Source organism: Mesorhizobium sp. M7A.F.Ca.US.007.01.2.1 (assembly GCF_003998165.1).
GTDB classification, from domain to species: Bacteria; Pseudomonadota; Alphaproteobacteria; order Rhizobiales; family Rhizobiaceae; genus Mesorhizobium; species Mesorhizobium ciceri.
This window is the reverse complement of record NZ_RZQP01000168.1, coordinates 1-14,092: the sequence shown is the minus strand read 5'-3', so window position 1 is coordinate 14,092 and position 14,092 is coordinate 1. Positions and strand designations below refer to the sequence as shown.

Below are 14,092 nucleotides of genomic sequence, written 5' to 3'. Positions count from 1 at the left end.
GCCATGGATGGCCCTGACCTCCTGCGCCACCAATTCCTGCAATCGCCACAGATTGCGGTCGCGGATGCCGAATGCTTCGAGATGGCTGACCGTGTTGTAGAGATATTCGGCGCCGGATCCGATATGCCCGCAGGCTCTGGCCAGCACGCTCGCCACTCTGTCCAGCGGCTGGTTCAGCGACGTTCCCCTGCCCTTCACGCCGACCCAGAAGCCGAGCGCGCGCAGCTTACCCTGCGGCGTATGCACCGGCAGCCAGCGAACCGTCTCGATGCTTTCATGGTCGCTGATCTCGCGCCGCAACAGCCTTTCGATCTGCGCCGGCTTCTCACCCTCCGGCAAGCGATAGATCACGCCGTTGCAGCGCCCGCCCCGCTCGAGCGCCATCATCAACCCAGGCTGCTCGGCGCTGCCGCGCCAGCGCACCATGTCGAGGCAGAAGGAGCGGTGCCAGCCGAAGGCTGTGGCGAGCTGTTGCTCGACCGACTCGAATTCCGGCTTCCAGATCAGCGACCCATAGGCGAACACCCATAACGGTCCCTCATCGGCTTCATTGGACAGTCGCAAGGCGAGGGTTCGAAAGTCCTCGTCGTTCATGTCTGTCCAGCTCGGGTCCGGACCGGGATCGGCCTCTTCCCGATGGCACAGTGCGACAAGCTCGGGCGTGAGCGACATCAAGCGCATGGACGACAACCCCTCATGACCGCAGAGAAATCGAAAACCGCTGGATGCGCAATCAGGGAACGCTTGGCACACACACCCATTGTTGTCCGGGCGGTGTCGGATTTCCGTCGTGAGGATCGTCCTATGGTGGACGACGATCGATCCATGAAAGGTGAGGAGACCGAAAATGCCAAAAACCCCGATGCCCTTCTTCTGGTACGAATTGATGACATCAGATCTCGACGCCGCCGAGGCGTTCTACACCCAAGTGGTCGGCTGGACGGCGCAGCCCTTCGATAAGGCACCCGGCATGCCGCGCTACATCGTCATGAATGTCGGCGAACGTGGCGTCGGCGGCCTGATGACCTTGCCCGAGGATGCCGCCAAGATGGGCATGCCGCCTGCCTGGCTCGGCTATATCCACACCAGGGATGTCGATGCCGCAACTGCATCGCTGGAGAAAGCCGGCGGCACCGTTCACCGCCAGCCCGACGACATTCCGGGCGTCGGCCGCTTTGCCGTCGTCGCCGATCCGCAAGGCGCGACCTTCATGTTCCTGCAGCCGAACGGTCCCGACCAGCCTGTCGTGCCGGCCAGCACGCCGGGCCACATCGGCTGGCACGAGCTTTACACGTCGGACTGGAAAGCCGCGTTCGATTTCTATTCCGACCAGTTCGGCTGGGTCGACGCCGGCGATTTCGACATGGGCCCGATGGGCACGTACCAGACTTTTACGGCCGGCCCCGAATCCGGCGGCGGCATCATGAACAAGCCCGCGCAGATCCCGGTCCCGGTCTGGCAATTCTACTTCAACGTTGCGGCCATCGACGCGGCGGCCAAACGGGTCACCGACAATGGCGGCAAGATCCTGATGGGGCCGATGGAGGTCCCCGGCGGCAGTTGGATCGTGCAGTGCCAGGACCCGCAAGGCGCGCACTTCGCCTTGATGGCGCCAGTCCGCTGACGGCGATCGAACACCGCTGACACAAAGTGCGGGCTTTCATCGGACCACCGATGAAGGCCTCTCCCCTGCCTGGCGCCGCCTCATTCCGGCGCCAGCACCGCAACCTTCAACTCAGCTTTTTTCGCGCCGCTGAACTGAACGGTGGCCGGGCCGGGCGCAAGCTTGAAGCGCACGCTCTTGCGGATGCCAGGGCATGTTTTCACGCCACTGTAGCCCGCCGACTTGATGGCCTGGCCATCCTGGATGACATCGATCCAGGCCTCCCCCGAGAGACTTATCTGGATGGCTCCCTCGGATGGCACCTCCACGCTGGCGACGGCCCCGAAACTGTCTGATGCCGGCGCACGTTCGGGCGCTACCGCAAAACCGGCTTTCTCTACCGGCACCAGCGCCAGGTCCGCAGCCGCACCAACCGCCAGTGCCGCTCCGGACGGCGTTGCCGGTGCCGCGGCAAACAGGGTCTGCTCCCGCGTCACGGGCCACTTGAAGGCCTCACAGCCGGCGTCCTCGGCCATGGCAAAGCTGGTGCCTGCAAGAATTGCGAAGAGGCTGATGGCGACTTTTTTCATGGCAAAGGGAACCCACATTTCTAGAGTGGCCGCACTAATACAACCGCAACGATAGAAATACAACCCTTGCGGGAAAAATGTGAAGGGTCAAGCTGGGGACATTTTCAATCACCGATTGTTGACGCCAGGCCATGGGAAGTCAATGGTCCATTCCTGGGCGATAATCTATGGCCGGACGGATTGAAAATGGAGTCATTATGAAGCTTTTCGAAAGCCTCTCCAGATACCAGCCGCAGGCGCTCGGCGTGTTGCGCATCATGACCGCGCTGCAGTTCATCGAGCATGGCAGCCAGAAACTGTTCAACTTCCCCGTCAGCGTCGATCCCCACGCCCTTTCCGGGCTGACCACGACTGCCGCCATCCTCGAATTCGCCGGCGGCATCCTGCTCGCGCTGGGCCTGTTCACGCGACCGGTGGCATTCCTTCTGGCCGGCGAAATGGCGATCGCCTATTTCATGGCGCACATGCCGCGCGACTTCTTCCCGGTCAACAATGGCGGCGATTCGGCGATCTCGTTCTGCTTCATCTTCCTCTATCTGGTGTTTGCCGGCGCCGGCGCCTTCGCGCTGGACAGCCGCCGCAGCGCCTGACGCCAGAAAGAGGATGCGGGCCTGGTGCATGTCGCCCAAAAGTGCCCGGCGGTTTTGGGACAACGACATCCACAAAACAGGAATCTGAAGCGCATCGGCGAAGCCGAAGCGCTTCAAGCACGCATCCGTTCGAAATTGGCGTCGAACAGCGGCACCGCCTGAATGCGCGCCGCATGGCGCTTGCCCAGCAGCTCGATCTCGAAGCCGTCGCTCTCATCAGCGATCTCCTTCGGCACATAGCCGACGGCGACGGATTTCTTCGAATGATGCGCATAGCCACCCGACGTCACCCAGCCGCGCACCGCACCATCGAACCAGATCGGCTCATCGCCAATGACATCGGCATCGTCGGCATCGACGATAAAAGCGCGCAGGCGCAATTTGCCGCCCTGCCTGCGCTCGGCCAGCGCCGCGGCCTTGCCTATGAAATCGGCGTCCTTGCCGTAAGCAACGAAGCGGTCGAGCCCCGCTTCCAGCGGCCCGTAGATCGGCCGGTACTCGCGCCCCCATGAGCCGTAATTCTTGTCCAGCCGCAGCGCATTGAGCGCGCGCGAGCCGAACAGGCCGATGCCGAATTCCCCGCCCGCCGCCATCAGCGCTTGATAGGCGACGCGCTGGTATTCCGGCGCCACCCAGATCTCGTAGCCGAGATCGCCGGTATAGCTCACACGGCCGACCAGGCACGGCGCCATGCCGATATCCATCCGGCCAATGGCCATGAAGGAAAAGGCCGCGTTGGAGACATCCGAGCGCGTCGCCTTTGCCAGCACATCCCGCGCCTTCGGGCCGGCGATCGACAGACCGGTGAGCTTCGCGCCCAGCGCCTCGATGCGGACCGATCCATCGTCAGGCAGGTGCTTCTCGAACCAGCGCATATGGTATTGCTCGGCGATGCCGGAGCCGGCGAGGAACCAGCCCTCACTTCCGAGATTGGCGAGGGTGAAATCGCCGATCAGTCTGCCGTCTTCCTTCAGCATCGGCGCCAGCGTCATGCGGCCGGGCTTGGGCAGTTTGCAGGCAAGCATCCGGTCGAGCCAGGCGGCCGCTCCCTCACCCGTCACCTTGTATTTGGCGAAGCTCGAAATCTCCGACAGGCCGACACCGTCGCGAACTGTGGCGACCTCCTTGGCGACCTGCGTGAAATCGCTCGAGCGGCGCCAGGAGAATTCGTCCTTGACGCCTTCCGGCGCGTACCACAGCGGCACTTCCAGCCCATAGGCAACGCCCCATTGCGCACCCTTGGCCGACAGCAGGTCGTAGACCGGCGTCGTCTTCAGCGGCCGCCCGGCGGGCAGCTCCTCATTGGGGAAGCGGATCGAAAAGCGCCTGGAATAATTCTCGCGCACCTTGGCGTTGGTATAGGCCATCGTCGCCCAGTCGCCGTAGCGCGCGACATCCATCGCCCAGATGTCGGCGCCGGGATCGCCCTCGATCATCCAGTTCGACAAAGCGAGGCCGACGCCGCCGCCTTGCGAAAACCCGGCCATGACACCGCAGGCGACCCAGAAGCCCGGCAGCCCGCGCACCGGCCCGACCAATGGGTTGCCGTCGGGCGCGAAGGTGAAAGGCCCGTTGATGATCTGCTTGATGCCCGTGTTCTGGAAGGCCGGGAAATGGCGGAAGCCGACCTCAAGCGACGGCGCGATGCGGTCGATGTCGGGCGCCAGCAATTCATGGCCGAAATTCCATGGCGTCTGGTATTCGGACCATGGCTTGTTGGCCTTTTCGTAAGTGCCCATCAGCATGCCGCCGCGCTCCTGGCGCAGGTAAAGCTCGCCGTCGAAGTCGACCGCGTGGATGATCTCGGTGCCGGTCTTGGCGTTCCAGGCGGCGACCTCCGGCATATCCTCGGTGATCAGGTACATGTGCTCCATGGCCAGCACCGGCAGTTCGAGGCCGACCATGCGGCCGACCTCGCGCGCCCACAGGCCGCCGGCGTTGACGACATGCTCGGCCACCACCTCGCCCTTGTTGGTGATGACCCGCCACAGTCCGTCAGGGCGCCGCACGATGTCCTCGACCTTGGTGAAACGCTCCACTTCCGCCCCAAGTTTCCGCGCGGCCTTGGCATAGGCGTGGGTGACGCCGGAGGGATCGAGATGGCCGTCCTCTTTGTTCCTGACCGCGCCGACGAACTGCTTGGGATCGAGCAGCGGCATCAGTTCGGCCGCTTCGTTGGGCGAGATCTCCTCGAGCTCGATGCCGAGATAGCGGCCCTTGGCGACGACGCCGCGCAGCCAGTCGAGCCGCGCCTCGGTCGCTGCCAGAAGCACGCCACCGGTCAGATGCACGCCGGTCGCCTGGCCGGAAAGCTCCTCGATCTCCTTGTAGAGATTGATCGTGTATTTCTGCAGCTTGGCGACGTTGGGGTCGCCATTGATGGTGTGCATGCCCCCGGCCGCGTGCCAGGTCGAGCCTGAGGTCAGCTCGTCGCGCTCGAGCAGGACAACATCGGTCCAGCCGTGGCGGGCGAGATGGAACAACACGGAGCATCCGACGACGCCACCGCCAATGACCACGACCTTTGCATGCGATTTCATGGATTTTTTCTCTGATATCAGTGAGTTGAATGGGTGAATGGATTCAAGCTGGGAACGATCACGGCTCGCCCTGCCCGATCGCTTCCTTGCGCCTGGCCATGTAAGCCTCTAGCGCCTCGCGCACGGCGATATCCATCACCGGCTCGACATAGTCCTCCAGCGCTTTCTTCCACAGCCGCGTTGCGCGTGCCGTGGCGTCGAGGCCGCCGGCTTCCTGCCAGGCTTCGTAATTCTGCCAGTTGGACAGCATCGGCTGGTAGAAGGCAGTGGCGTAGCGCTCCAGCGTGTGCGGCTCGCCGAAGAAATGCCCACCGGTTGGCACCGCACCCAAAGCCTCGACGGCGAGTTCCGCCTCATTGACTTCGATCGGGCGCAAGAACTCCATCATATGCTGGATCATCTCGACATCGATGATGAGTTTTTCGAACGACGCCGTCAGCCCGCCCTCCTGCCAGCCGGCGGCGTGGTAGACGAGGTTGCCGTGGCCGAGCACCGCCCCCCACAGTGCCATCAGCGTCTCATAGGCGCCCTGCGCGTCGGCGGCATTGGAAGCCGAGCCCGGCGTCGTGCGGTAGGGCAGCCCGTAGCGCCGCGCCAGTTGCCCTGACGCAATGTTGGCCTTGGTGTTCTCGGGCGTGCCGAAGGCCGGCGCGCCCGACTTCATGTCGACATTGGAGGTGAAGGCGCCATACATGACCGGCGCGCCCGGACGGACAAGCTGCGTCAGCACGACGCCGAACAGCGCCTCGGCATTCTGCTGCGCCAGCGCCCCGGCCAGCGTCACCGGGCTCATCGCCCCCATCAGCGTGAACGGCGTCACCGCCACCGACTGGCCGAACTCGGCCATGGTCATCAGGCCTTCGGCCATCATCTCGTCGAAGCGGCGCGGGGAGTTGACCGAGATGATGGTGGTGATACCGGGATCGTCGCGCATCTGGTCGAGCGTCAGCCCACGCGAAATCGCCATCATCTCGATGCCGTCCAATGCCCTGCCCCGGCCGATCGCCGAGACATGGAAACTCTTGTCGGTCAGCGTCAGATTGGTGAAATAAGTGTCGAGATGGCGGGAGTTTGCCGGCAGCTCCACCGGCGCGCAGACCTGGTTGCCCAGCATGTGGATGCAGTTGAAATGCTGCGCCAGCCGTGTGAGATCCGAATAGTCGCGCAAATTGCCGGCGCGGCGGCCGCGCTCCATGTCATGGACATTGGGCGGCCCGGCAACGAGGGTGAAATTGATGGTGTTGCCGCCCAGATGAACCGCGTTGGCCGGGTTGCGCGGCGTCAACACATAGCTGGGCTGCGTGGTCTTCAGCACGTCTTCGATCAGGCCGCGATCGATGCGGACATTCGCTGAGGCATGATCGACCCTGGCGCCGGCCTTCTCGAACAGCGACAGCGCGCGCGGACTCATCACCTCGATGCCGAAATTCTCCAATATGTGCATCGACGCCTGATGGATCTGCTCGATCTGATCGGGCGACAGCATGGCCATTGGCGGATAGGGATTGGTCACCCGCCTGAGCGGCAGTTGCGGAATGGCCGATGGCCCCCGATTGCTGGTGCGCTCGGCGCCGCGTTTGCGTCTTGGTTCGTTCATGCCTGGCATCAAAGCCCCGGCAAACCAGGCAAGCTGTCATAAATACGCCGTTTGCGGGCGTGATTTTAGCCACGGCGGCATTTCCGCAGTATCCATTTATAGAATACGACGAAATATGTCGGATTGTTGATATGGGATTTCCTCGAGCGACCGCTCGGGCGAAGCGTTAATGGACGCTGCAAGATTCCCTTTATGATTTCGGCCTATTGCTCTGCCGATGCGTAGTTCGAGTTTTAGTAAAATTGGTGCGGTTTGCGTGCTGCTGGCGCTTTCGGCCTGCGCCACGCCGCCCAATCACATCAACAATGTCTGCGCCGTCTTCGACCAGAATGACGGCTGGTTCGACAACTGGCAGTCTGCCGCCGAGCGCACCCAACAGAAATATGGCATTCCCGTTCCCGTACTGATGGCGACGGTGCGCAAGGAATCGGGCTTCAAGAGCAATGCAAGGCCGCCGCGTACCAAGCTGCTCGGCTTCATTCCGTGGAAGCACGTCTCCACGGCCACCGGCTTCTCGCAGGCGCTGGACGGCACCTGGTCGCAATATCAGCGCGAGACCGGCAACTGGGCGGCGCGGCGGACGAAATTCGCCGATGCGGTCGATTTCGTCGGCTGGTATCATTCCAAGACATCTGACACCTACGGCGTCGCCCGCAACGACACCTACAATCTCTACCTTGCCTACTATCTCGGCTGGACCGCCTATGGCCGCGGCAACAGGGGCGATGCCGGTGTGCAGGGCTATGCCCGGGCCACCGACAAGATGGCGCGGGACTATGCCCAGCAGTTGAGCGAGTGCGGGAACTGAGCTTGCCGCATCGTTGATCTCGATCTTCGGACTGTCAGCTCGGCCTTTTGCCGCGCGGACGCTTTGGTGGCGTGCCAGCAAAACCGGGGCCATCGCCATGCGGCGCGTCGTCCGGCATACCTTCGTGCGCGGCGTGTTCCTTGTCGAACTTGATCACGGGCTCCATCTTGGCCAGCACGTCGTCGGAGAGCCAGCACAGGCTCATATGACCGTCGCCGAGATGCTTGACCGGCGGCACCTTGGTCTCGCAGAGATTGTCCGGCACCAGCTTCTTGTAGCCGCAACGGGTCTGGAACGGACACCCGGATGGCGGGTTCATCGCCGACGGGATGTCGCCTTCCAGCACGATGTGCTTCTTCACGACACTCGTGTCGGCGATCGGGATCGCCGACAGCAGCGCCTCGGTATAGGGATGATAGGGCGGTGCGAAGATCTGGTCGGTCGTGCCTTGCTCGACGATATAGCCGAGATACATGACGACGACGCGGTCGGCGATGTAGCGAACGACGGACAGATCGTGGCTGATAAACAGCATCGTCGTCTTGTTCTTGCGCTGGATGTCCATCAGCAGTTCGGTCACCGCCGCCTGCACCGACACGTCCAATGCCGAGACCGGCTCGTCGGCCACCACCACCTTGGCGTCACCGGCAAAGGCTCGCGCCACGCCGATGCGCTGCTTCTGGCCGCCCGAAAGCTGACGCGGCTTGCGGGTTTCGAATGCCCGCGGCAGCTTCACCAGGTCGAGCAGCTCCAGCATCCGCTTGCGGCGATCGGCAACCGTCTTGCCGACATTGAACTTCTCCAGCGTGCGGATGATCTGCGAACCGACCGAATGGCTGGGATTGAGCGTGTCGAACGGATTCTGGAACACCATCTGGATCGACGACACCGTGTCGACGCTCCGTTTGTCGATCCCCGTCGACTGGATTTCCGTGTTGCCCAGCGTCACCGTGCCGGCACTTGCCGTCTCCAGCCCGAGCAGCACCTTGGCCAGCGTCGACTTTCCGCAGCCGGATTCGCCGACGATGGCGACCGTCTCGGATTCGCGCGCCATGAACGAGATCGTCTCGTTGGCCTTGACGACGCGGCCCTCGCTCGAGCCGAACACCTCGCTGCCGCCGACCCTGTAATATTTTCTGAGGTCCTCGATCTTGAGCACCGGCGCGCCGGGCATGACGCGCTCATTGACCTTCTTGGCACCGGGTGGCAGCGCTTCCCAGTCGATCTCGTTGAAGCGCACGCAGCGCGAGAAATGGCCTTCATGACCAGCGACCTCGATCATCGGGATTTCGGCGGCGTTGCAGACACCCTCGACGAAATGGTGGCAGCGCGGGCCGAAATTGCAGCCCTTGGGCCGCTCGTGCGGCAGCGGCAGCTGTCCGGGGATGGAGATCAGCGGCCGTGAGTTCTTGTCGGCGCCCGGCAGCGGGATCGAGCGGAACAGCCCTTGCGTATAGGGGTGGCGCATCCGGTCGAACACGTCCTTGATCTTGCCGGTCTCCACCGCTTCGCCCGAATACATCACGGTGATGCGATCGCAGGTTTCCAGGATCAGGCCGAGATTGTGCGACACGAAGATCATCGACGTGCCGAACTTCTCGCCCAGCCCCTTGACCAGATCGACGATGCCCGCCTCCACCGTCACGTCGAGCGCCGTCGTCGGCTCGTCGAGCAAAAGCAGCGCCGGCTTCGACAGCAGCGCCATGGCAATGACGATGCGCTGCTGCTGGCCGCCGGAGAGCTGGTGCGGATAGGAGCGCATCATACGCTCGGGATCGGGCAATTTGACCGAGCGCACCATATCGAGGGCGCGTTTATAGGCCTCTTCCTTCGACACCTTGTCGTGGATCAGCGGCACTTCCATCAGCTGCTGGCCGACCTTCATCGCCGGGTTCAGGCTCGCCATCGGCTCCTGGTAGATCATGGCGATCTTGTTGCCGCGGATGGAACGCAACTCCTCGTCGGAGAGTTCGCCCATGTCCTTGCCCTGGAACTTGATCTTGCCGCCGACGATCTTCCCGATGTTGGAGAGGTCGCGCATGATGCCGAGCGACACGGTCGACTTGCCGCAGCCGGATTCGCCGACGATGCCCATCGCCTCGCCCGGCATGACGGTGCAGGAAAAATCCATGACCGCCGGTATCTCGCCCTTGCGGGTGAAGAAGGAGATCGACAGGTTCTCGATCTCGATGATCGGCCCTTTGGTTGGCCCGGGGGTCGGCTTGGCGGGATTTCGAACTGCCTCGTTCATGGGTCGCTCCAATCCTGGTTCTTCCAGGCCTGTTTCTCTCAGGCCCATCGGGTCGAAACCCGCGACATCAGTCTTTCATCGATTGTTCGCGCAGCGAGTCGGCGAGCAGGTTCAAGCCCAGCACGAACGACATCAGTGCGATGGTCGGCGGCAGCGCCGGATGGATGAAGGAGCGCAGCAGGCGGCTGGCGTCCTTGATCGCGGTGCCCCAGTCCGGACTTTCCGGCGCCAGGCCAAGGCCGAAATAACCGAGCGTGCCGAGCAGGATGGTGGTGTAGCCGATGCGCAGGCAGGCATCGACGATCAATGGCCCGCGCGCATTGGGCAGGATCTCCCACAGCATGATGTACCAGGGCGATTCACCGCGCGTCTGCGCCGCCGCCACATAGTCGCGCGTCTTGATGTCCATCACCAGGCCACGCACGATGCGGAACACGCCGGGGCTGGAGGCGAACACCACCGCCACGAAGATGTTGAGCTGGTTTGGATCGATATGGACGATGTGCAGCGGGTCCTTATCGAACACAAGGCCGAGATAGATCCAGCCACCGAGGATCAGGGTGATGCCGAGCAGGATGTAGAGCCGGTCGGGCCGGTTCTTGTAGCGGGTCCAGAACAGCACGCTGAAGAAGATGATCGGGAACAGGAAGAACACGCCGGCCATGCCGTACGGGATCGGCGTGTCCATGATACCCGGCGTCACCAAGAGGTAGAACAGCAGGATCACCGGGAAGGCGAGCACAAGGTTGGCCAGGAACGACAGCACGGTGTCGATCTTGCCGCCGTAATAGCCGGCGGGCAGGCCGAGCGTGATGCCGACCATCAGCGCGAAGCCGGTCGCGGCAGGCGCGATGATCAGCACGATCTGGCTGCCATAGACCATGCGCGAAAACACGTCGCGCGCCAGCTTGTCGCCGCCGAACAGATAGGTCAGCCCCGACTGCGGTTCGACGGCGCCCGGCAGCACGTCCTTCATGATCGGAATCTGGGCCAGCGGATCGAAGGGCGATATGGTCGCGGCGAAGATCGCCGTGAACAGCCAGAACAGGCAGATGCCGACGCCGACAATGCCGACACCGCTGTCGAACAGCTGGCCGTAGAGCGCCAGCTTCTTCTTGTAGGCGAAGCTCGCGCCCATGACGATGACGAGCGCGATCCAGACCGGCCAGAAGCGCGACAGCACTTCGAAAACGACGGTGAAGCCACTGATGTATTGAACCGGCATCGGCTTCGCTCCCTACTGAACTCTGATACGCGGATTGAGAAATGCGTAGCCGACATCGGAAATGAGCTGCGTGATCAAGACGATGAACACCGAGACCAGCGAGCAGCCGAGCAAAAGGTCGATATCGTTGTTGCCGGCCGCCTCGACCAGCGTGTAGCCGAAGCCCTGGTAGCGGAACATCACCTCGACGATGACGACGCCGGTGAGCAGCCAAGGGAATTGCAGCATGATGACGGTGAACGGTGCGATCAGCGCGTTGCGCAAGGCATGTTTGACCACCACGCTGCCGAAGGAGAGACCCTTCAACCGCGCAGTACGGATATATTGCTGCGTCATCACTTCGACCATCGAAGCTCGCGTCATGCGGGCGATATAGCCGATGCCGTAGATCGCCAGCGTCATCACCGGCAGTGTGAAATTGTAGAAGGTGATGCCCTGGCTGGCCGAAGCCGCCGAGCCGTTCAGCCAGCCTAGCCATGAGGCGAAGATGACGGTGAAGATGACGCCCGACACATATTCAGGCGTCGCCGTCGAGGCGATCGACGCCACGGACAGCACCCGGTCGGTTCGCGACCCCTCACGCATGCCGGCCAGAATGCCGATCAGCAGCGAGATCGGCACCATCACCGCCAGCACCCAGAACATCAGGATGCCCGTAGCGCCGAGTGCCGGAAACAGTTTTGAGGCGACGGTCGCCTTGAACTTGGTCGAGCAGCCGAAATCGCCCTGGAAAACGCCGGCAAAGGTCGGCACGAGCGGATCGTTGCAGAAGGAGAAACGCTGCGCCGGCTTGCCGGTCGCCGGGTCGGTTACCGGCTGCTTGGGCAAGACACCAAGCCACTGGCCGTAGCGGACGAAGAAGTTCTGCCGGTAGCCATGGTTGACCAGCCAGCTCTCGAGCTGCTCGGCCGACGTATGCATTTCGGTCTGGCTGATCGCCAGCTTCTTCAGATTGGGTTCGAGGTTGATCAGGAAGAAGACGACCATGGTCAGGCACAGCATCGTCAATGCCATGGTGCCAAGACGCCTGATAACGAAGGAAAGCATGGCGGCCCCCTGCCGATGGGTTGGGGTTTGAGCCGGCTATGAAAGCCAACCCTGCCGTGACCGGCGGGGCTGGCTGTCAAACAGGCCTTCGGATGCGATCAACCCTGTTTTTGTTGCATGGCCTTGCCCGCGAGTCCGCAACTTTTTTGAGAATGTGCGGACCAGCAGGGACGGACAATGCAAAGAGCGAGGGAAGGGAGCGAGCCCCTTCCCTCCATGTCGATGCGATATCAAGCCTGGTCGAGCCAGACCTTGCCGTAGTCGCGCTCGAAGGTCGGGTGCATCTTGTAGTTCTGCACCGCCTTCACCGAGTGGCTGTAGAGCTTGCGCCAGTACGGCTGGATCATGATGCCGGAATCCTGCAGTATCTGCTCGATGTCCTTCATCATGTCCTTGCGCTTGGCGGCGTCGGCAACGGCGAGCGCCGCATTGAGCTTGGCATCCCAGTCCGGATTCGACCAGCCGGCCTCGTTCCAGGCCTCGCCGGTGCGATAGGCGATGGCCAGAACCTGGACGCCGAGCGGACGCATGTTCCAGTTGGTCATCGACAGCGGATACTTCGTCCAGTCGTTCCAGAACGTGGAACCCGGCAGAACGGTGCGCTTCACCTTGATGCCGGCGTCGCGCAGCTGGGCGGCGATCGCATCGCCGGTGTTCTTATGCCAGTCTTCGTCGACGGTGATCAGCTCGTGTTCGAAGTCGGCTTGGCCGGCTTCCGCCATCAGCGCCTTCGCCTTGGCCGGATCACGGGCAACCTTGGGCAGCTCGTAATATTCCGGATGGATCGAGCAGACATGGTGGTTTTCGGCGACCGAGCCGGCATTGCCGTAGCCGAGCTGCAAGACGACATTGTTGTCGACCGCAAGCTGCAGCGCGTTGCGCACCTTCTGGTCGCCATAGGGCTTGTTGTTGACGTTGGTGCGGCAGACGATGGTCGACGCGGTGACGATTTCCGACTTCACCAGGTCCATGCCGTCGAGGATCGACACATAGTCGGCCGAAGTCTCGAAGTTGGTGTGCACTTCGCCGGCCTCGAAAGCGCTGACCATGGCTGCCGGATCGGTGCCGTAGTCGATGAATTCCAGGCCATCGAGGAACACTTCGCCGTCCCACCACTTGTCATCGGTGCGGCGCTTGTAGACCACCTTCTGACCGACATCGTAGGAGACGAGTTCGAACGGACCGGTGCCGATCGGGCAGGCCTTGAAGTCGCCGCCCTTCTCATCGAAGGTCTTGTGGACGATCAGCCCGGGATAGTCGCACATGTTCGGAATCAGCGCGATGTCCGGCTTGCTGAGCTTAAGCACGACCGTGTGGTCGTCCGGCTTGGTCACGGCGCTCTCGTCGAGCTTGTCGTCCTTGACCAGCGAGCCGAGACGGCCGGGCATGGAATTGCCTTCGGCTTTCTTGTCAGCCCAGCGCTTCAGGTTGAAGATGACGTCATCGGCGGTGAAGGCATCGCCATTCGACCAGGTGACGCCCTTGCGCACATGCAGCGTATACTGCGTGGCGTCGTCGTTGACGTCCCAGCTTTCCAGCAGATAGGGGCGAAACGTGTATTCGGAGGTGTACTTGACCAGCGGCTCGAGCGCCTGGCGCTCGGCATTGGCGATTTCCGACCAGTCGGCCTTGCGCGGGTCCTTGGGATCTTTGATCCACTGGGCGATCTTCAGCGTGCCGCCCTTCTTGCCCTTTACCTCTTCGGCCTTCGCCGGCGTCGGATCGGCGAGGCCGAGCAAGCCGTAAGCCATTGCCGTCGATGCGCCGAAGACGCTGGCCATGGCCAGGAATTCGCGGCGGTCCACCTTGCCTGCCTTGGCTTCTTCGGCCATGGCCAGGAT

The 14,092-nt window shown here is 62.5% G+C and carries 11 protein-coding genes; 3 read left to right on the top strand and 8 right to left on the bottom strand.

Annotation, left to right across the window (positions count from 1 at the left end):
• Positions 1 to 681: gamma-glutamylcyclotransferase (locus EN949_RS24805; protein WP_164782541.1), on the bottom strand; the 681-nt coding region annotated here is incomplete at its 3' end.
• A 166-nt stretch (positions 682 to 847) separates the two neighbouring features.
• Here EN949_RS24805 and EN949_RS24800 point away from each other — a divergent pair.
• Positions 848 to 1,624 carry a VOC family protein gene (locus tag EN949_RS24800; RefSeq protein WP_013530891.1) on the top strand — a complete coding sequence of 259 codons (777 nt, stop codon included), beginning with the start codon at positions 848 to 850 and terminating at the stop codon, positions 1,622 to 1,624.
• Between the two features lie 80 nt (positions 1,625 to 1,704).
• Here the strand turns inward: EN949_RS24800 and EN949_RS24795 are convergent, their stop codons facing one another.
• Complete coding sequence (locus tag EN949_RS24795) at positions 1,705 to 2,193, bottom strand: hypothetical protein (protein ID WP_084652544.1); 489 nt, start codon at positions 2,191 to 2,193, stop codon at positions 1,705 to 1,707.
• 197 nt (positions 2,194 to 2,390) lie between these two features.
• Here EN949_RS24795 and EN949_RS24790 point away from each other — a divergent pair, with 197 nt between their 5' ends.
• Positions 2,391 to 2,783 carry a DoxX family protein gene (locus EN949_RS24790; protein ID WP_013530889.1) on the top strand — a complete coding sequence of 131 codons (393 nt, stop codon included), beginning with the start codon at positions 2,391 to 2,393 and terminating at the stop codon, positions 2,781 to 2,783.
• Between the two features lie 113 nt (positions 2,784 to 2,896).
• Here the strand turns inward: EN949_RS24790 and EN949_RS24785 are convergent, their stop codons facing one another.
• On the bottom strand, positions 2,897 to 5,323 hold the full coding sequence (locus EN949_RS24785) for an FAD-dependent oxidoreductase (RefSeq protein WP_127365434.1): 2,427 nt from the start codon (positions 5,321 to 5,323) through the stop codon (positions 2,897 to 2,899).
• Between the two features lie 58 nt (positions 5,324 to 5,381).
• A complete protein-coding gene (locus tag EN949_RS24780) occupies positions 5,382 to 6,920 on the bottom strand; it encodes a trimethylamine methyltransferase family protein (RefSeq protein WP_024501515.1) in 1,539 nt (512 codons plus the stop codon).
• A gap of 217 nt (positions 6,921 to 7,137) precedes the next feature.
• On the opposite strand from EN949_RS24780, the gene EN949_RS24775 reads away from it, so the two are divergent.
• Positions 7,138 to 7,728, top strand: coding sequence for a transglycosylase SLT domain-containing protein (locus EN949_RS24775; protein WP_013530886.1), 591 nt, complete (start codon positions 7,138 to 7,140; stop codon positions 7,726 to 7,728).
• 34 nt (positions 7,729 to 7,762) lie between these two features.
• On the opposite strand, the gene EN949_RS24770 is transcribed toward EN949_RS24775, so the two are convergent.
• The 4 genes from EN949_RS24770 to EN949_RS24755 form a co-directional block, all read right to left on the bottom strand.
• A complete protein-coding gene (locus tag EN949_RS24770; RefSeq protein WP_063168510.1) occupies positions 7,763 to 9,979 on the bottom strand; it encodes an ABC transporter ATP-binding protein in 2,217 nt (738 codons plus the stop codon).
• Between the two features lie 67 nt (positions 9,980 to 10,046).
• The gene (locus tag EN949_RS24765; RefSeq protein WP_013530884.1) at positions 10,047 to 11,204 is read right to left on the bottom strand and encodes an ABC transporter permease; all 1,158 of its coding nucleotides are present in this window, start codon (positions 11,202 to 11,204) and stop codon (positions 10,047 to 10,049) included.
• Positions 11,205 to 11,216: 12 nt separating this feature from the next.
• A complete protein-coding gene (locus EN949_RS24760; RefSeq protein ID WP_013530883.1) occupies positions 11,217 to 12,251 on the bottom strand; it encodes an ABC transporter permease in 1,035 nt (344 codons plus the stop codon).
• Positions 12,252 to 12,481: 230 nt separating this feature from the next.
• Positions 12,482 to 14,092: ABC transporter substrate-binding protein (locus EN949_RS24755; RefSeq protein WP_245458884.1), on the bottom strand; the 1,611-nt coding region annotated here is incomplete at its 5' end.